We start from the raw sequence: 17,270 nt of genomic DNA, 5'->3' as shown, positions 1-17,270 counted from the left end.
ATCCCGCCCCGCGCTCCGTGGCCGGTGGTCATCCTATGTCTGCGTAACCCTTACCCAATTGAGTGTACGTCCTACGCAGTGCTGTGTATGGTGTACGCAAGATGTGTATGTCATACGCAGAAAGGGGGCGGGGGCTCATGACCGACCACCGGGCCACCGGAGCCACCGGAGCCACCGGAGCCATCGGACAAGCAAGGCGCACCGGCCGGACGGGGCGCACCGAGAACACCGCGCACACCGCGCACACCGCGCACACCGCGCATGTCGAGAACGCAGCGCAAAGCAACCGGCCGGCGATCGAGGCGCACGGCCTCACCAAGTCCTACGGGGAACTGAACGTGCTCGCCGGTGTCGACCTCGCCGTCGCGCGCGGCAGCGTGTTCGCGCTGCTCGGCCCGAACGGGGCGGGGAAGACGACCACCGTACGGGTCCTGTCGACGCTGCTCCGCCCGGACGGCGGCAGGGCGTACGTCGCGGGCCGCGACGTCGTCGCCGAACGCCGCGAGGTCCGCCGCGCCATCAGCCTGACCGGGCAGTACGCGGCACTCGACGAGGAGCAGACCGGCGAGGAGAACCTCCGCATGATGGGCCGGCTCAGCGGGCTGACCCGCTCAGCCGCCCGCGACCGCGCACGGGAACTGCTGGAGTGGTTCGACCTCGACGGTGCCGCCCGCCGCCGCACCGCCACGTACTCCGGAGGCATGCGCCGCCGCCTCGACATCGCGGCCGGACTCGTGGGCGGACCCGAGGTCGTCTTCCTCGACGAGCCGACGACCGGGCTCGATCCGCGCAGCCGGCAAGCGATGTGGGAGGTCGTCACCGGGCTGGCCGGGTCGGGGGTGACCGTCTTCCTCACCACGCAGTACCTGGAGGAGGCCGACCGGCTCGCGGACCGCATCGCCGTCATCGACAGCGGCCGGATCGTCGCCGAGGGCACCGCCGCCGAACTCAAGCGCCGGGTCGCCGACCACCGGCTGGACCTGACGGCCGGTGACCCGGCGTCCTTCGACGCGATCCTGCGCGCCCTCGGCGACCGGGTCGTCAGCAGTGATCCGGCACGGCTGACGGCCGGTGCCGCCACGGACGGGAGCGCCGCCCACATCAGGGCGCTGCTCGACGAGATCGATCCGGAGGGGCTGGCGGTGCGGCGGTTCTCGGTGCACAGCGCCACGCTCGACGACGTGTTCCTGGCCCTCACCGGCCGGACCGACCCCACCGGCACGGCCGGCACCACCCACCCGATCGGCACGGCCGGTCGGATCGACGGCGCCGCCGCGGGCGCCGGAACCACCGGAACCACCGGAACCGCCGGAACCACCGGGAGCACAGCGAAGGAGACCGCCGATGTCTGACCCGACCACGGCCCCCAACCGGAACCGGAACGGGGACGGGACTCCGGCTCCGTCCCCGGCTCCGTCCCGGACCGCGAGCCAGGCCCCGGCCCCGGCCCCCGCCCCGTTCCCGTTCCCGACCCCGACCGCGAGCCCGACCGCGAGCCCGGCCCCGCACCCCGCCCCGCACCCGAGCGAGGTGCGGGCCGGGACGCCGCACCCGGGCGGGGCCGCTGCCGCCACGGCGGTCACGGATCCGGCCGCCGCGTTCTCGGATCCGGCCACCGGGGGCGCGACCGCCGCCCGTACTCCGCACGGTCCCGGCCGCTCCCACCCGCCCCGGCACGCCGGGCGCACCGCGGGCGTCCCGCTCGGCGGTGCCGGTGCCATGACGGCCCGCGCGCTCCGGCTGAGCAGCCGCAACATCGACGCGCTGCTCACCGCGCTGCTGCTGCCCGTCATGCTGATGCTGGTCTTCGTCTACTTCTTCGGCGGGGCCATCGACACCGGCACCAGCTACGTGACGTACGTCGTCCCCGGTGTCCTCGTCCTGTGCGCGGGTTACGGCTCCTCGTCGACGGCCGTCAGCGTCTCGTACGACATGAGCGGCGGCATCATCGACCGCTTCCGCACCCTCGACGTCGGCGGCACGGCGATGCTCACCGGCCACGTCGCCGCCAGCGCGGCGCGCAACACCGTCTCGACCGTGCTCGTGCTCGGCGTGGCCTTCCTGATCGGCTTCCGGCCGGAGGCGGGCCTCGGCGCCTGGCTCGCGGCGGTCGGTGTGCTGCTCGCCTTCGTGATGGCCTTCTCGTGGCTGGGCGCGGCGGTCGGACTGCTCGCCAAGTCCCCGGAGGCGGCGGGCGGGTTCACCTTCCTGGTGCTGTTCCTGCCGTATCCCAGCAGCGCCTTCGTGCCGATCGAGACGATGCCGTCCTGGCTGCACGGCTTCGCCGAGCACCAGCCGGTCACGCCCGTCATCGAGGCGTTGCGGGGACTGCTCCTGGACCAGCCGGTGGACAACGCCCCGTGGACGGCGGTCGCCTGGTGTGCCGGGATCACGGCGGTGTCGGTCGTCCTGTCCGGCATCTTGTTCCGGCACCGCACCGGAGGCTGACCGCGCGCCGCGCCGCGCCGGGGGCTCCGCGCTGTTCCGTGCCGACCGTTCCGCGCCGCTCCGTGTTCCGTGCCGTGCCGTGTCGGCCGCGCCGTGCCGGGAGGTGCCGCTCCGCGCCCACGACGTGCGGGCGCGGCGCGGCCCGCACACCCGTGCTGTGCAGGGGACAGCACGGGCAGGCGGGACGGTGCGGGGCGGCCGCACCTCGGGTCTCCGGCACGGCACCGCCGGTGCGCGGGGCTCGACGCACGGCAGGCGCATGCGGTTCCGACGTGCGGCACGTTCGCGTACGGGCTTCTGCGCAGGCGTTCCGGCGTACGAGGTCTCGCGCACGGGGTCGTCGGCGCATGCGGTTCCGACGTGCGGCACGTTCGCGTACGGGCTTCTGCGCAGGCGTTCCGGCGTACGAGGTCTCGCGCACGGGGTCGTCGGCGCACGCGGTTCCGACGTGCGGCACGTCCGCGTACGGGCCTCTGCGCGAGGCATTCCGGTGTACGGCCGCTGCGACGGGGCTCTCTTGCGCACGGGATTCCGGAGCGGGGCATTCCGGAGTACGGAAGTCTCCGCGGCGGTGCCGCCGGTGCCGCCCGCGTCCGGTGCCGCCCGCGCCCGTCGGTGCGCGCTGCACGGCCCGCCGCGGGACCGTCGGGTGCGGTTTCGGGGGCCCGTTCCGTACGGCGGGTCGGCCCGGTGGCCGCCGCCTATCCTGCGGGCATGGCAACTCCTCCGCGTACCCCGCTCCGTCGCCTGGAGGAACGGTTGCGGCGGCTCCTCGGACCCGGCCGGCCGCGCCGGCCCGAATCCGGCTCGCTCCGGAACGGCGCCGGTCCGGGGCCGGCCGGTCCGGCGGGGCGCGGGGACGAGGGCCGTGCGGAGGGTCCCGAGCGGTTCACGGACGCGGCGACGGCACTCGGCATCGCCTTCGTCGTGGCCGTCGGCACGGCCCTGAGCATGCGGGGGAAGGCGGAGACGCCGGAGCAGACCCTGGCGGGCTGGCTGCTGGTCGTGGTCGGCTGTGCGGCGTTGTACTGGCGCCGGACGCGGCCGGTGACGGTGGCGGCCGTGACGCTCGCCGTCTGCGCGGTGTACTACCCGGTCAGCGAGTACGACGGCCCGCTCATGATCGTATTCGTGGTGGCGCTCTACAGCGCGATCGTCGCGGACCGCTTCGGCGCGGCCGTGGCGCTGTCCGTGTTCACCATGGTGGCCGTCGCCTACGGCGAGACCCTCCAGGACCCCGACGACCGGCAGGTCGACGACGCGTCGTTGTTCATGCTCGGCGGCTGGCTGCTCAGCGTGCTCGCCATCGGCCGCGCCCAGCTCACCCGGAACGCGTATCTGCACGAGGCGGAGCAGCGGGCGCTTGCCGCCGAACGGGAACAGGAGGCGCGAGCCGTGCAGGGCGCCACCGAGGAGCGGCTGCGGATCGCGCGGGAGTTGCACGACGTGCTCGGGCACAGCATCTCCCTGATCAACGTCCAGTCCAGCGCCGCCCTGCACCGGCTGACCAAGCGTCCGGGCGACCCGGCGCAGCTCGAACCGGCGGAACGGGCGCTCGAAGCGGTGAAGGCCACCAGCAAGGACGCCCTGCGCGAGTTGCGCGCGACGCTGGGACTGCTGCGGCAGGTCGACGAGGCGGCACCGACGACACCGGCGGGCGTGGGGCTCGACCGGCTCCCGGAACTGGTCGAACGGGCCCGGGCGGGCGGCCTGGAGATCCGTACCCGGGTCGAGGGCGTGCCCGGTGTTCCCCCGACCGGCTCTTGCCCCAGCCCCGGCCTCGCCCCTCACCCCGGCCCCGCTCCTACCCCCGTCCCCGCTCCTACCCCCGTCCCCGCTCCTACCTCCGTCCCCGAAAACGCCGGATCCGATTCCGACTCCGACCCCGACTCCGACCCCGACCCCGACCCCGACCCCGACTCCGGATCCGACTCAGTCCCCGACCCCGCGCCCGGCCAGGAGCGGGACCGGGGCCGTGACCGGGACCGTGACCGGGGCCCGGAGGGCCGTGGCGACCGGGCCGGTCCCCGCCCGTTGCCGCCCGCCGTGGACCTGGCCGCGTACCGCATCGTGCAGGAGTCCCTGACGAACGTCGCCCGGCACGCCGCCGCCCGGCGCGCGACCGTGACCGTCCGGCGTTCGGCGGACGAACTGCTGCTGCGGGTCGAGGACGACGGCCGGGGCGCAGCGGGACCGGACGCCACCGCGACCGGCAGCGGAGTCCGGGGCATGGCCGAACGGGCGGAGTCGCTCGGCGGCACGTTCAGTGCCCGCAACACGGACACGGGCTTCCGGGTGGAGGCCCGAATTCCGCTGCCGCCCGGCGACAGCGGCCCCGATTCCCGCACCCCCGCCACCGACCGGCGGCCCCCGCCGCAGTCCAAGCAGACCCCGCAGGCCGCACAGTCCAAGCAGCCCCCGCAAACCTCACAGTCCGAGCAGACCCCACGGGTCCCACAGGACAAACAGACCCCGCCGCCCACGCCCCCCACGTCACCCCCGCCGCCCCCGGCCTCCGGCACCGACAGTCCCGCAGAAAGCGACCCGAACCGATGATCCGCATCCTGCTCGCCGACGACCAGACCCTGGTCCGTGCCGGGTTCCGCTCCATCCTCGGCGACGAGGACGACATGGAGGTCGTGGGCGAGGCGGGCGACGGAGACGAGGCGGTGCGCCTCGCCCGCGAACTGCGTCCCGACGTCGTCCTGATGGACATCCGGATGCCGGGTACCGACGGACTGGAGGCGACCGGCCGGATCGTCGGCGACGAGCGGATGTCGGGCGTACGGGTCGTCATCCTCACCACCTTCGACGTCGACGACTACGTCTACGGGGCCCTCCGCGCGGGCGCCTCCGGCTTTCTGGTGAAGGACACCGAGCCGGACGAACTCCTGCACGGCGTACGGGTCGTGGCGCGCGGCGACGCGCTCATCGCGCCCGCGATCACCAGGCGTCTGATCGCGGAGTTCGCGAGCCGCGCCAAACAGCCCGACCCCGGGCCGCGGCTGGGTGTGCTCACGGAGCGCGAGCGGGAGGTGATGCGCCTGGTCGGAGAGGGCCTGTCGAACGACGAGATCGCGGCACGGCTGGTCCTCAGCCCCGCGACGGCGAAGACACACGTCAGCCGCATCATGACGAAACTGGACGTCCGGGACCGGGCCCAACTGGTGATCCTGGCGTACGAGTCGGGCCTGGTCACCCCGGGCTGGCTGAGCTGAGGCGCTCCGGCGCACCCCTGAGCGGTCTCGCTCCGGAACGAACTCCGAACCGACGCGCTCCGGAACGAACTCCGAACCGACGCGCTCCGGGCATTGCACCGAACCGCTCCGGGACGACCTTCAGCCGACCCGCTCCGGCGCACCCCCGTGCCCTGTGCTGACGCGCTCAGGGGCGACCCCTCCGGGCAGCCCGGAGCCGTGCCCGCCGTCCCGTGGCGCCCGTACGGCGGGACAATTCGCCCGCAAACGTCCGTAAAACGGTCACCGCGCGCCGCTCCGAAGGCCCGAACACCCCGAGCCCGTGCCCCGGCGCCTCCCGCTCACCCGCACCGCGCCCCCGCCACGGCCGCACCCGACCCCGACCCGACGCCCGGACCGCCTCGGGGCCGTGTCGGGGCCCGGCGCAACCCACGGGGTAGCCGCCGCCCCCGCCTCGCAACCCCGGCCGTACCGCAGGTGTCAGCCCACGGCCGACGCCCCGGGGCACCCCGGCGGACGATCCTGGTCGGACATGAGATCCGCGTGCCGCGTGGGCTCCGCCCTGTGAGGTCCGTCCGAGTTCTGCCCGAGGTCCGTCCGAGGTCCGCGTGAGGTTCGTCCGAGGTCCGCCCACCCGTCCGCGTGCCGCGTGGGATCCGCGCCGGATCCGACTGTCCGGGCGGGTCGGCCGGGCCGTGGAGGGCCGGGGAAGCCCCGGGAGAACACGAGGCCCCATCGGGCGTCGTACCGGGTGTCGTACCGGCGCGCACGGCGTGCACAAGCGCGGGCACAGGGGTGCCAGGAGAGTGTTCAGGAAGTGAGTGACCGATGAGTACGACATCAACGCCTTCACCGGGTCCGGCCGACGGCGGATCTTCCGGCGGCAGCACCGGCAGCACCGGCAGCTCGTCCGGCGGCAGCCGGAACGGCGGAGACCCGACCGGCGGCAGCCGCAACGGCGGAGACCCGGCCGGCGGCGACCCGGCCGGGCCCGGTGCCGTCGGTCCACCCGTTCGCCGGCCGTCCGTCTTCGAACGGCTGGCCGTCTTCTCCCACCGCCACCGCCGGCGTGCCCTCCTCCTCTGGGTCCTCACCCTGGCCGCCGTCACGGCGCTGGCCGGCCTGGCCGGCAGCGACTACCGCAACGACTTCTCCCTCCCGGGCACCGACTCGCAGGCCGCCCGGCAACTGCTGGAGGAGCACGGTTCCGCCCAGGCGGGCGGCACGCTGGACATCGTTCTCGAGGCCGGGGGCGGGGTGCGCGACGCGGCGGTGCGGGACCGGGTGGAGCCGATGCTCGCGGAGGTCGCGAAGCTGCCGCGGGTCCTCGACGTCCGCAGCCCGTACGCCGAGGGCAACGCCGCCGCCGTCGCCGGGAACGGCAGGATCGCGTACGCGACCGTCACCCTGGACGGCCCGGCCGAGTCCGTCCCCGTCGAGGACGTGCGGCGGATCATCGACACCGCGCAGGAGGCCGGGGGCGACGGGCTGCGCGCCGAGGTGGGCGGTGACGCGGCCCGGGCCGCGGAGGAGGGCGGCGGCGGTGCCGCCGAGGGCGCGGGAATGCTGGGCGCCCTGGTCGTCCTCGTCCTCCTCTTCGGTTCGCTGGTCGCGGCGAGCCTGCCGGTCGTCACGGCCGTCTTCGCGGTGGGCGTGTCGGTCGGCCTGATCGGGCTCGCCTCGCATCTGGCGACCGTCGCCGACTTCACCCCGCCGATCATGATGCTGGTGGGGCTCGGTGTCGGCATCGACTACGCCCTGCTGATCTTCTCCCGCTACCGCAGCGAACTGCTGCGCGGCGCCGAACCCGAGCAGGCGACCCGCACCGCCCTGGACGCCGCCGGCCGTACGGTCTTCTTCGCCGGCTGCACGGTCATCATCGCGCTGCTCGGCCTCGTGGTGCTCGGCCTGGGCTCGCTCCAGGGCGTCGCCCTCGCCGTCGTGCTGACCGTACTGGTCACCATGCTGGCCTCGCTGACCCTGCTGCCCGCACTGCTCGGCATCACCGGGGCGCGCATCCGCCGCAACGTCGAGAAGCGCGCCGCGAAGGCCGCCGGCGAGGAGGGCGCGCGCTGGCGGCGCTGGGCGACCGGGGTGCAGCGCAGGCCGTGGGCCGCGCTCGTGGTGTCGCTGCTGGCGCTCGGCGCCCTGGCCGCGCCCGCCGCCGACATGCGGCTCGGCTTCGCGGACGCGGGCAACGACCCGGAGACGAAGACCAGCCGCCAGGCGTACGACCTGCTGGCGGAGGGCTTCGGCGCCGGCTTCAACGGCCCGCTCGTGATCGTCTCCAACCCGGCCGGAGCAAACGCTTCAGATCCCGGCGCGGCGGGGGCGGAGCTGCGGCGGACGCTGGCCGGCACCCCCGGCATCGCCGCCGCGACGCCGCCGGTCCCGGCCGGGGACGACTCCGGTGTGTCGACGGTCATCGCGTTCCCGGAGACCTCACCGCAGTCCGCGGAGACCTCCGAACTGGTCGGCAGCCTCCGGGACGACGTACTCCCGGCGCTCGAACGGGAGACCGGTGCGGAGTATCTGGTGGGCGGCCCGACCGCCGCCTCCGAGGACTTCGCGGCCACCGTCGCCGACCGGCTGCCGCTGTTCGTCTCCGTCGTCGTCGGTCTGTCGGCGCTCCTGCTGCTCGTCGTGTTCCGCTCGGTGCTGATCCCGGTGAAGGCGGCTCTGCTCAACCTGGTGAGCATCGGCGCGGCGCTCGGCGCGATCACGCTGGTCTTCCAGCACGGCTGGTTCGGGGTCGAGCCGGGGCCGATCGAGTCGTTCATCCCCGTCATGATCTTCGCGATCGTGTTCGGGCTGTCGATGGACTACGAGGTGTTCCTGCTGTCCCGGATCCACGAGGAGTGGGAGCGCACGAAGGACGCGCAGGGCGCGGTCCGGGAGGGCCTCGCCGCCACCGGCAAGGTCATCACCGCGGCGGCGGCCATCATGATCGTGGTGTTCGCGGCCTTCGTGCTGAGCCCGGACCGGATGCTCCAGCAGTTCGGGCTGGGCCTGGCGGTGGCGATCCTGCTCGACGCGGTGGTGATCCGCTGCCTGATCGTTCCCGCGGTCATGCAACTGCTGGGCCGCCGGGCCTGGTGGCTGCCGTCCGCGCTGCGCCGACTGCTGCCCAAGGTGGAGCTGGAGCACCACTGACACGGCACGGCCGCGCCCCGGCGGGAGGCCCGCCGCGGCACAGCGACGGGCCCGGGCCCGGATCCGGTGACCAGGTGCCGCGTAGCTCAGCGGCCCGGGTCACCCTCCCGCGGACACCGGGCGGGTGACCCGGGCCCGCGCCTCGGCCAGCGCGGCGGTGAGCTGCGACATGTGGGTCACGACGACATCGGCCCCGGCGTCGCGCAGGGCGCGGGCCTTGTCCTCGGTCGGGCCGTAGCCGCAGACGGCGACGCCCGCGGCCCGCGCCGCCTTCACGTCCGTGGTCGCGTCGCCGATGAGCAGGCTGGCCGCGGGAACGGCCCCGTGCCGCTCCATGGCACGCTCCAGGCAGTACGGTTCGGGCTTCATCCGCCGGTGGTCGCCGTCGCGGCCGACGATCACGGCCGCGGGACCGCCCGCCGCGGACGTGGCGCCCGCTCCGGGCGAACCGCGTTCGAGGAAGCAGCCGAGCAGTCGGGCGCGGCGGAGATACGCGCGAACGGCGGCCTCGGCGTTGTTGGAGGTGACCGCCAGCCGCAGACCGAGCCCGTGCAGCAGCCGTACGGTCTCCGCCGCGCCCGGAGTGGGGCGCGCGGTCCGCGCCGCCCGGCGCTCCTGGGTGTCCAGCCGGGCGTGCAGCGCGTCCCGCAGCGGCCCGGCCGGCCGTTCCCCGAGGCGTACCCCGTCCGGCCGGGCGCCCGGACGCGCGCCGTCCGTACGTCCCGCCGCGGCCTCCCGGACCCGGTGCTCCCGTGCCCCGGCCTCCCGTACCTCTGCCGGTCGTTCCCCGGACCGCGAGCCGGCCGGGAAGGTGTCCGTGGCGGCCGGGAAGGTGCCCGAGCCGGCCGGGAAGGTGCGCGTGGCGGCCGGGGCGAGCCCGTCCAGGGTCCGCCGGAACAGTTCGTGCGGATCGTGCGGGTCGTCCAGCGGCGGTGCCGAAACCCCGTGCCGGCGCAGCACCCGCCGCAGGTCACGGGTGGCGCGCACGGTCCGCCGCCGCCCCGAGACCGACCAGCGGGGCGCGGCGAACAGGTCGGCCAGCGGGCCGTCGAAGTCGAACAGGACACACCAGTCGCGCAGCAGGACGTCGCTGCACAGCGCGACGAGCGAATCGGCGGGGGCGGAGCCCCGGGGGGCCACCGGCCCGTCCGCCGTGAGGGGGGCGTTCACCGTCAGTTGCCGTAGCTCTCTTCTCGTGCGAGCTCCTGCCACCAGTTGTCGAACCACTGCTGGAGTTCGGCGACGTGGAGGGAGGCCCGGGAGTTGGGCCGGCGGTCGTCCTTCACGTCCCGGAACAGGCGCGCCCCCACGCCCAGCGCGTCCAGGATCGTGACGGTCTCACCGTCGGGCATGGTCACCGACCGCTCCACGGGCTGGTACATCCCGTACAGCGCCTCGCGGCCGTTGAGCAGGTAGAGCTTCGAACTCGGGGTGAGGGGTACGGACCGGATCTCGACCGACACCTCGGGGACCAGACCGACGGTACGCAGCCGGTAGAGGTCGTCCCGCAGGGTTCCGACATGCCGCACGGTGAGGGCCCGGTGACGCTGGAGCGGGCGTTCGTCCGAGGGATCGTCCTTGGCCCGGGGCAGTGCGAGCTGGATGTCGGGTGCGGGCAGCATCAGCCGGAGCCGGATGGATCGCGGCCGGCTGACTCCTGCCTCGACGTCGAGGACCTGCGCGCTGATGTGGCGGCTCATGGTCTCGGCGGTCAGTGAGAACACGTCGATCGTGACGTGCTCCTCCCGGAACGCGGCGGTCAGATGGGGCCGCAGCGCGGCCATCGGTGACGAGGTGTCCGCCACGTCGAACGGCCGGTCGCCCGTGTCGGGCCGGGCGGCGGTGGAGCCGCTGCCCTTGCGGGTCTTGATCCAGCCTTGTTTGCGGAGATCGTCCAGCGCGTGCACCACCGTGGCGCGGGAGACGTCGAAACGGGCGACCAGCTCTTCCTGGGTGGGCATGCGGTCGCCCACGGCGTAGACGCCGTCGCTGATCTCCATGCGGAGCTGATTGGCGATGCGCTGGTACTTCAGCGCATCGCGATCGTCCCGCCCGGAGCGGTCGTCCCGCGCATCGGTGCTCACCGGGTCACCGTACAACTTGCAGCCACATTCGCGAAATTGATGTGCCGTGTCGAGTTTGATTCCACGCGCTCGACAGGGTGACTCATCGCCAACTCCAGTCATCTTCCAGGCGTCCTGGAGGGTGTCTGGATGATGTCCGGTCAACTTGTCTGCTCTGTAAGCAGATTATATGCAGCGCAAGTGGGGGATGTATCAACTACGAAAGACAACTTCACCGATCTGTTTGGTAGTTGTCTGGTTGGTTGTTCGGAAGGGAGTGATCCCCATGCCTCTCCTCGCCCTGCTCGCCGCTGTGGCCGCCATCAGCTTCGAGGAGCTGATCGAGTTCCACTTCGGAGTCGTCGGCGTGGTCGGCCTCCTGCTGGTCACCATCGGGGTCAAGGCCAAGAACCTGACGTGCGGCTGCATCGGGGCCGTCGTGCTCGCGATGCTCCTCGCACAGTAGCCCGCCGGCGGGCCCCTCTCCCCGGGCCCGTCGGCGGGCTCCCTCCGTCATGGACGCCTGGGCCGGCTCACGCGCAGGTCCCGGCCGCCCTTCCGGTCCCGCCCGTGCCGTTTCGTTTCATTTCGCTTCGTGCCGGTCCGCCGGCCGGGTCAGAAGACGTCCGGGCACCACGGCCGCCGGGACGTGCGCAGCAGCTGGTCCGCCCGCACCGCCGCGCCCGTCCGCAGCTCCTCGGCCCGGCCCAGCGCGGTCAGCCGTACGGCCGACTCGTCACCCAGGTAGAGCGATCCCAGCGCGCCCAGGGGCAGTGCCAGATCCGGGGACTCCGTCGTCGGCGCGCAGGCCGAGCCGGTGGGGTCGGCGTCCAGCCGGAACCGGCCGCCGGACAGCCCCGTGGCGTCGTGCACCTCCAGCACCAGGCTGCCGGAGCCCTGGTAGCCGCGGGCCTCGAGGGCGCGCGGTACGTCCATCAGCCGCACCCAGAGGAAGTCCGCATGGGTCGTGATCCGGGCCGCGCGCGGATCGGGGAGCAGCAGCGGCAGCAGATCGTCCGGAGCCCGCGGCCCGGAGTCGACGGTCGTGACCCAGTCGACGGAGAGCAGGAAGTGCCACAGGGCGCGTTCGGCCGCCGGGCCGTCCGCCAGCAGATCGCTGACGGTCGCCGTGTTGTGCGGGACCTTCGCCTCCCACTTGTCGTCCGCCCGGTAGACCAGCAGGCCGTCGACGCGGCCCTCCGGCGAGCGGTACACCGCGTAGAACGGCTCGATCCAGGTGCCGCCGCCGGGGTGCCGGACGTCTCCGGTGAAGACACGCCACCAGTGGTCGTCACGGCTGACGACGCCGTGCCGGGCGGCGCGCATCCGGTCGTGCAGCTCCGGCCCGAGCTTCCGCACCTCGGCGCCGTCGACCAGGTCGATCCGGCCGCCGTCGCCCGGCCCCGACCAGCGCGGGTCGAGCCCGGCACGCGGCACGTCGACCCGCCACTCGGTGGTCCAGGTCGCGGGCCCGAATCCGAAACGGCCGTAGATCGGGTACTCGGCGGCGGTGAGCGTGGCGAGGGCGTCCCCGCGCTCCTCGGCAGCCGCCAGGTCCGCCGCCATCATCCGGCTGAGCAGCCCGCGGCGGCGGTGCGTGGGAGCCACCGTCACATTGCTGACCGCGTCGGCCGTCACCGCCGTGCCGCCGGGCACCGTCAACTCCTGGGTGAAGCTGCGGAGGGTCGCCACGCAGCGGCCGCCGTCGAACGCGCCGAGCGTGCGCGCCAGGTCCGTGGTCGTCCGACGGACGTCGACCTCTTCCCGGGAGATGTCCGGCGGGCGGAGGAAACCGGTGGCCACGGCGCGGACCCAATCGTGGAACTCGGCGTCGGTGATGGTGCGGACCTCGGAACTCATGCCGCCACGCTAGACGCCGCCCTCGCAGCGGGGCGCGCCATTTTCCGGGGGCGGCCGGGGCGCGGGGCGTCCGCCGGGGGATGCGGTCGGCCGGTGCGGTCGGCCGGGTGGCCGGTGCCCCGGTGCTCCCGTGTCCGCGAGGCTCCGTGTCCCCGTATCCGCGAGTCCGCGTGTCCGCGAGTCCGCGAGTCCCCGTCTCCCCGTACCCCGTGTCCCGGCCCGCGAAGTCCGGTGGCGGGGCGGCCGGTTCCGCGAGCCGGGTGGCGGGGCGGCCGGTCCCGCGAGTCCTGAGGCGGTCCTGCCGGGGCGGCCGCCCCCGCCCCGGTCCGCCGCCCCCGCCGTGGTCCACCGCCCCGCCGTGGTCCGTCGCCCCTCCGTCGGTCCACCGCCTCTCCGCGGTCCGGCGGGCCCCCGTCGTTCCCGTCCGTCAGACGAGCAGATCGTCCACCTGCGCCTCGCCCTCCCGGTAACGGCGGGCGATCTCGGCGCTGCAGTCGTCGGCCGTGCGCTGCGTCGCCTGACGCCGTACGGAAACCTGCTGCTCGTACCGGATCAGCCGGCCGAGGCCGGTGTGCAGCTCCGTGTCCGTGCGGGCCTCCAGGTCGGAGAGCCCGACCTCGGACAGCATCTCCTCGGCAAGCTGCCGGTACTCCTCGCCGTACGGAGTCCCCAGCGTCACGTGCCGCGCCGAGGAGCGGACCCGGGAGGGCGCGTCGGCCAGGATCGCCGACAGCCGTCCGACGTCCAGACGGCGCAGCTCCAGCCGCTCGGGAACCGGGCGCCCGGGTGCCGCTGCCCGGCGGTTCAGCTCGTCCCGCAGGATGTCGATCCGGCCCTGGAGCAGCCGCCGCACATAGCTGAGGTCGGCCTCCTCCCGCTGGGCGTCCCGCCGGAGCAGGCGCAGCTCCGGGAGGCTCAGTCCCCCCAGGTCGCGCCGGGGCGCGTCGGGCAGCGAAGCCGTGCGCTGGAGCGGCGGGCGCGGCTGAATGGCATCGGCGGCCTGGTGGAGCATGGGCCCATCCTCGGTGCGTGACGGAACGGATCGAGCGGCGGTGACTCTGACGGTGGCACATGCGGACGCCGCGGCGGTAGTCGCGCGAGCGTCTGTGCGACTGCTCGCACGGGTGGTCGGTACGGGGCCGGGCGTCTCACCGGCTCGGGTGGTGCTCATGCGTGTGTTTCCCCTCCGTTCGGCGCGGTCCGGCGCCGGGTTCGGCAGGACGCGCACCGTATGTCTGCATCGTGCCACCGTGCGTACCGTGCGTGCACAGCCACCGCACCCGATCAGACCCGGTTGGACGCAGGGCATCATGGACGCATGCGTGCGGTGATACAGAGAGTGAACGGTGCGAGCGTCGTCGTGGACGGCCGGACGGTCGGCGAAATCAAGGGCCGGGGGCTGTGCGTGCTGGTCGGCGTCACGCACGACGACACCGAGGAGAAGGCCGCCCGCATGGCGCGCAAGCTCTGGACGGTTCGGCTCTTCGACGGCGAGGGCGAGGACGGGCCGGAGCAGTCCTGCTCGGACCTCGGCGCGCCACTGATGGTGATCTCGCAGTTCACTCTCTACGGTGACGCCCGCAAGGGCCGCCGTCCCACGTGGAACGCGGCAGCGCCCGGCGAGCGCGCCGAGCCGCTGGTCGACGAGGTCGTCGCGCAGTTGCGGTCGCTCGGCGCGCAGGTGGAGACGGGCCGGTTCGGGGCGGACATGCAGGTGTCGCTGACGAACGACGGCCCGTTCACGGTGCTGGTCGAGGTCTGAACCGGTTCATGGTGCTGGGCGGGGTCTGAACCCGTGCGCGACGCTGGTCGGCACCTGAACCCGTGCGCGACGCTGGTCGAGGTCCGCACCGAGGCCCCGGCGCGGACCGGCCGCCGCCGCGGAACTGACCGGCCGCCGCCCCGGACCGGCCGCCCGACCGCCCCGGATCGGGAGCACCCGCCCCGGATCGGGAGCACCCGCCCCGGATCGGATCGGCGGGCCCGCCCCGGGTCCGGAGCCCCGCGGCCGGGTGCCGCGACGCGGCGGTGTTACGGCCGGACCACGGCCTCCTGGGCCGCGGCCGTCCCCTCGGCCAGCAGCGCCGCGTCCACCGGGACGTTCCGCTTCACCAGCGCCAGCGCGATCGGCCCCAGCTCGTGGTGGCGGGCCGAGGTGGTGACGAAGCCGATCTGCCGCCCGTCCGGGCCGTCCGCGGCGAGCCGCACCGGGGCGCCGTGCGCGGGCAGCTTCACCTCGCTGCCGTCCAGGTGCAGGAAGACCAGCCGCCGCGGCGGCTTGCCCAGGTTGTGGACCCGGGCGACCGTCTCCTGCCCCCGGTAACAGCCCTTCTGGAGATGGACGGCCGAGTCCAGCCAGCCCAGCTCGTGCGGGATGGTGCGGTGGTCGGTCTCCCGGCCCAGGCGCGGCCGGTGCGCCTCGACGCGCAGCGCCTCCAGGGCCAGCACGCCGGCCGCGGGGCCGTGCGCCCCGGCGAAGGACTCCAGCTCCTCGCGCGGCAGGAACACGTCCCGGCCGTGCGGGGTCTCCCGGACGGCCGCGCCGGGCGGCGTACCGGCGATCGAGCCCGCGGGGAGGTGCACGACCGCGCAGGCGTCGGTCGCGTCGGCCACCTCGACCCGGTAGAAGAACTTCATGCTCTCCAGATAGGCGATCAGCGCGCCCTCGGTGCCGGGCTCCACGTGCGCCCAGGTCGTCGTGCCGTCGTCGACCAGGTAGAGCGCGTGCTCGATGTGCCCGTTGGCGGAGAGCACCAGGGCCTCGGTCGCGTGCCCGGGCGGCAGTTCGCTGACGTGCTGGGTGAGCAGCAGATGCAGCCAGCTCAGCCGGTCGTCGCCGGTGACGGTGACGACGCCGCGGTGCGAGAGGTCGACGAAGCCCTGCCCGTCGGCCAGCGCCCGCTGCTCGCGGAACAGGTCTCCGTAGTGCGCGGCGACACCCTCGTCGGGCGCCTCGGCGGCTACGGCGCCGGGCAGCGTCAGCAGGGGACTCGCGCGGTGGTGTGGCTGCATGCCCACCAGCCTACGACTCGTCGGCCGGCTGCTCCCCGGAGCCGTCCGCCCCGGGCCTCCGGGACGCGCAGGACGCGCACCGCCCGAAGATCGCGAAATGCTTCATGTCGGTCTCGAAGCCGAACTTCTCCCGCAGGTGCGCGGTGAAGGAGGCGGCCTCCGAGACGTCGGCCTCGATGACGTCGGAGCAGTCCCGGCACACCAGGTGCATGTGGTGGTGCCGGTCGGCCAGGTGGTACGTCGGCGCCCCGTGCCCGAGGTGGGCATGGCTGACGAGGCCCAGCTCCTCCAGCAGCTCCAGCGTCCGGTACACCGTGGAGATGTTGACTCCGCCCGCGGTGCGCCGGACCTCGGTGAGGATCGCGTCCGGCGTCGCGTGCTCGAGCTTGTCCACGGCCTCCAGCACGAGCTGGCGCTGCGGGGTCAGCCGGTACCCGCGCCGTCGGAGGTCGCTCTGCCAGTCGGTGGTCACCACACGGCCAGTGTAGAAGCAGACCGGGGCGACCGGGTCCCACACGCCCTCGGCGCCGCCGTGGGGGTGCTCCGCCCGCCGTTCGCCCGGAAGACTCATGCCGTTCAGAAGAAACGCACAGCCGGTTCTCAGAAACGCCTGGTCTCGTGTCCTCTCGCCAGCACCGATGAGGTGTCCGACAACGGCGGAGGATTCATGGAAGAGCAGGGCGCCGGCCTGCGGGTCGCGAGCCGGCTGCACGCCTTCAACCGGTACGAGATCAAGTACCTCGTGCCGGTCGAGGAGTCGGTCGGGCTGCGGGACGAGTTCGCCCGGCGGATGGACCGTGACCTGCACAGCCCGGTCGGCGGCTACGGCGTGTGGAGCCTCTACTACGACACGCCTGAGCTGCGTTTCTACTGGGAGAAGATCGAGGGCCTGAAGTTCCGCCGGAAGCTGCGCGTCCGGCACTACGGCGACCCCTCGGCGATCACCGACGACTCGCCGGTCTTCGTCGAGGTCAAACAGCGCGTCAACCGCGTCACCCAGAAACGCCGGGTCCGCCTCCCGTACGGGACGGCCCGCCGGCTCTGTGACGGGCGCGAGCTGGTCGGGCACGCCCCCGAGGAGCGGCCGTTCGTCGCCGAGGTCCTGGAACTGCTCGTACGGCTCGACCTCCGGGCGACCGCCGTCACCGGCTACCAGCGCGAAGCGCTCGTCGGCCGGGACGCCGACACCGGGCTCCGCGTCACCTTCGACCGCCGCGTCCGGGGCCGGGACCGTGACTTCCACCTGGGCGCCGCCGCCGAGAACCGGTTCACCATTCCGCCGCGCCTGTGCGTCATGGAGGTCAAGGCGAACGAGCGGGTGCCGTACTGGGTCACCGACCTCACCGCCCGGCGGAACCTCCAGGTCGTCCGCGTCTCGAAGTACTGCCAGAGCATCGAGGCGTACGGCAAGGCTCCGCGCTCGGCGTTCCACGTCCGCGACGAGGACGTCCGGCCCGACGCCGCCCGGCAGCCCACCGTCCCCACCTGCTCCAAGACCACCCCCACCCCCACCCACCAGCCTGTGGAGGCGTAAGCC

At 73.8% G+C, this 17,270-nt stretch carries 13 protein-coding genes and 2 pseudogenes; 9 read left to right on the top strand and 6 right to left on the bottom strand.

Annotation, left to right across the window (positions count from 1 at the left end):
- The first annotated feature begins 137 nt into the window (after positions 1-137).
- From GCU69_RS21095 to GCU69_RS21070, 6 genes and pseudogenes are all read left to right on the top strand, one after another.
- Entirely contained in the window at positions 138-1,352 is a 1,215-nt protein-coding gene (locus tag GCU69_RS21095) for an ATP-binding cassette domain-containing protein (protein ID WP_156206893.1), read from the top strand.
- 367 nt (positions 1,353-1,719) lie between these two features.
- On the top strand, positions 1,720-2,448 hold the full coding sequence (locus GCU69_RS21090; RefSeq protein ID WP_156206892.1) for an ABC transporter permease: 729 nt from the start codon (positions 1,720-1,722) through the stop codon (positions 2,446-2,448).
- A 714-nt stretch (positions 2,449-3,162) separates the two neighbouring features.
- Positions 3,163-4,068 (top strand): annotated as a pseudogene (locus GCU69_RS34800) (sensor histidine kinase); the annotation flags it as partial.
- 411 nt (positions 4,069-4,479) lie between these two features.
- Positions 4,480-5,004: pseudogene (locus GCU69_RS34795) on the top strand (sensor histidine kinase); the annotation flags it as partial.
- A complete protein-coding gene (locus GCU69_RS21075; protein ID WP_156206890.1) occupies positions 5,001-5,666 on the top strand; it encodes a response regulator in 666 nt (221 codons plus the stop codon). The pseudogene GCU69_RS34795 and the gene GCU69_RS21075, both read left to right, overlap by 4 nt.
- A gap of 807 nt (positions 5,667-6,473) precedes the next feature.
- Positions 6,474-8,798, top strand: coding sequence for an MMPL family transporter (locus GCU69_RS21070; RefSeq protein ID WP_156206889.1), 2,325 nt, complete (start codon positions 6,474-6,476; stop codon positions 8,796-8,798).
- A 99-nt stretch (positions 8,799-8,897) separates the two neighbouring features.
- Here the strand turns inward: GCU69_RS21070 and GCU69_RS21065 are convergent, their stop codons facing one another.
- Both GCU69_RS21065 and GCU69_RS21060 read right to left on the bottom strand, forming a co-directional pair.
- A complete protein-coding gene (locus GCU69_RS21065) occupies positions 8,898-9,968 on the bottom strand; it encodes an HAD family hydrolase (protein WP_156206888.1) in 1,071 nt (356 codons plus the stop codon).
- A 2-nt stretch (positions 9,969-9,970) separates the two neighbouring features.
- The gene (locus GCU69_RS21060; protein ID WP_170315896.1) at positions 9,971-10,882 is read right to left on the bottom strand and encodes a GntR family transcriptional regulator; all 912 of its coding nucleotides are present in this window, start codon (positions 10,880-10,882) and stop codon (positions 9,971-9,973) included.
- Positions 10,883-11,147: 265 nt separating this feature from the next.
- On the opposite strand from GCU69_RS21060, the gene GCU69_RS21055 reads away from it, so the two are divergent.
- Positions 11,148-11,327: a hypothetical protein gene (locus tag GCU69_RS21055; RefSeq protein ID WP_098753086.1), complete on the top strand. Its 180-nt coding sequence runs from the start codon at positions 11,148-11,150 to the stop codon at positions 11,325-11,327.
- Positions 11,328-11,476: 149 nt separating this feature from the next.
- Here GCU69_RS21055 and GCU69_RS21050 read toward each other — a convergent pair whose 3' ends face one another.
- Positions 11,477-12,721 carry a GNAT family N-acetyltransferase gene (locus GCU69_RS21050; protein ID WP_156206887.1) on the bottom strand — a complete coding sequence of 415 codons (1,245 nt, stop codon included), beginning with the start codon at positions 12,719-12,721 and terminating at the stop codon, positions 11,477-11,479.
- 427 nt (positions 12,722-13,148) lie between these two features.
- Entirely contained in the window at positions 13,149-13,892 is a 744-nt protein-coding gene (locus GCU69_RS21045) for an RsiG family protein (protein ID WP_098753081.1), read from the bottom strand.
- Positions 13,893-14,039: 147 nt separating this feature from the next.
- Between GCU69_RS21045 and dtd the strand changes: the two genes are divergently transcribed.
- Entirely contained in the window at positions 14,040-14,483 is a 444-nt protein-coding gene (gene dtd / locus GCU69_RS21040) for a D-aminoacyl-tRNA deacylase (RefSeq protein ID WP_098753080.1), read from the top strand.
- Between the two features lie 269 nt (positions 14,484-14,752).
- Here dtd and ygfZ read toward each other — a convergent pair whose 3' ends face one another.
- Both ygfZ and GCU69_RS21030 read right to left on the bottom strand, forming a co-directional pair.
- On the bottom strand, positions 14,753-15,733 hold the full coding sequence (gene ygfZ / locus GCU69_RS21035) for a CAF17-like 4Fe-4S cluster assembly/insertion protein YgfZ (RefSeq protein WP_156206886.1): 981 nt from the start codon (positions 15,731-15,733) through the stop codon (positions 14,753-14,755).
- Positions 15,734-15,743: 10 nt separating this feature from the next.
- On the bottom strand, positions 15,744-16,208 hold the full coding sequence (locus tag GCU69_RS21030; protein WP_098753083.1) for a Fur family transcriptional regulator: 465 nt from the start codon (positions 16,206-16,208) through the stop codon (positions 15,744-15,746).
- 192 nt (positions 16,209-16,400) lie between these two features.
- Between GCU69_RS21030 and GCU69_RS21025 the strand changes: the two genes are divergently transcribed.
- The gene (locus GCU69_RS21025) at positions 16,401-17,267 is read left to right on the top strand and encodes a polyphosphate polymerase domain-containing protein (RefSeq protein ID WP_098753079.1); all 867 of its coding nucleotides are present in this window, start codon (positions 16,401-16,403) and stop codon (positions 17,265-17,267) included.
- Positions 17,268-17,270: the final 3 nt, after the last annotated feature.

It is taken from the genome of Streptomyces lycii, from assembly GCF_009735685.1.
Classification (GTDB): Bacteria; Actinomycetota; Actinomycetes; order Streptomycetales; family Streptomycetaceae; genus Streptomyces; species Streptomyces lycii.
The sequence above is the reverse complement of the archived record's forward strand: the minus strand, read 5'-3'. Positions and strand labels throughout refer to the sequence as shown.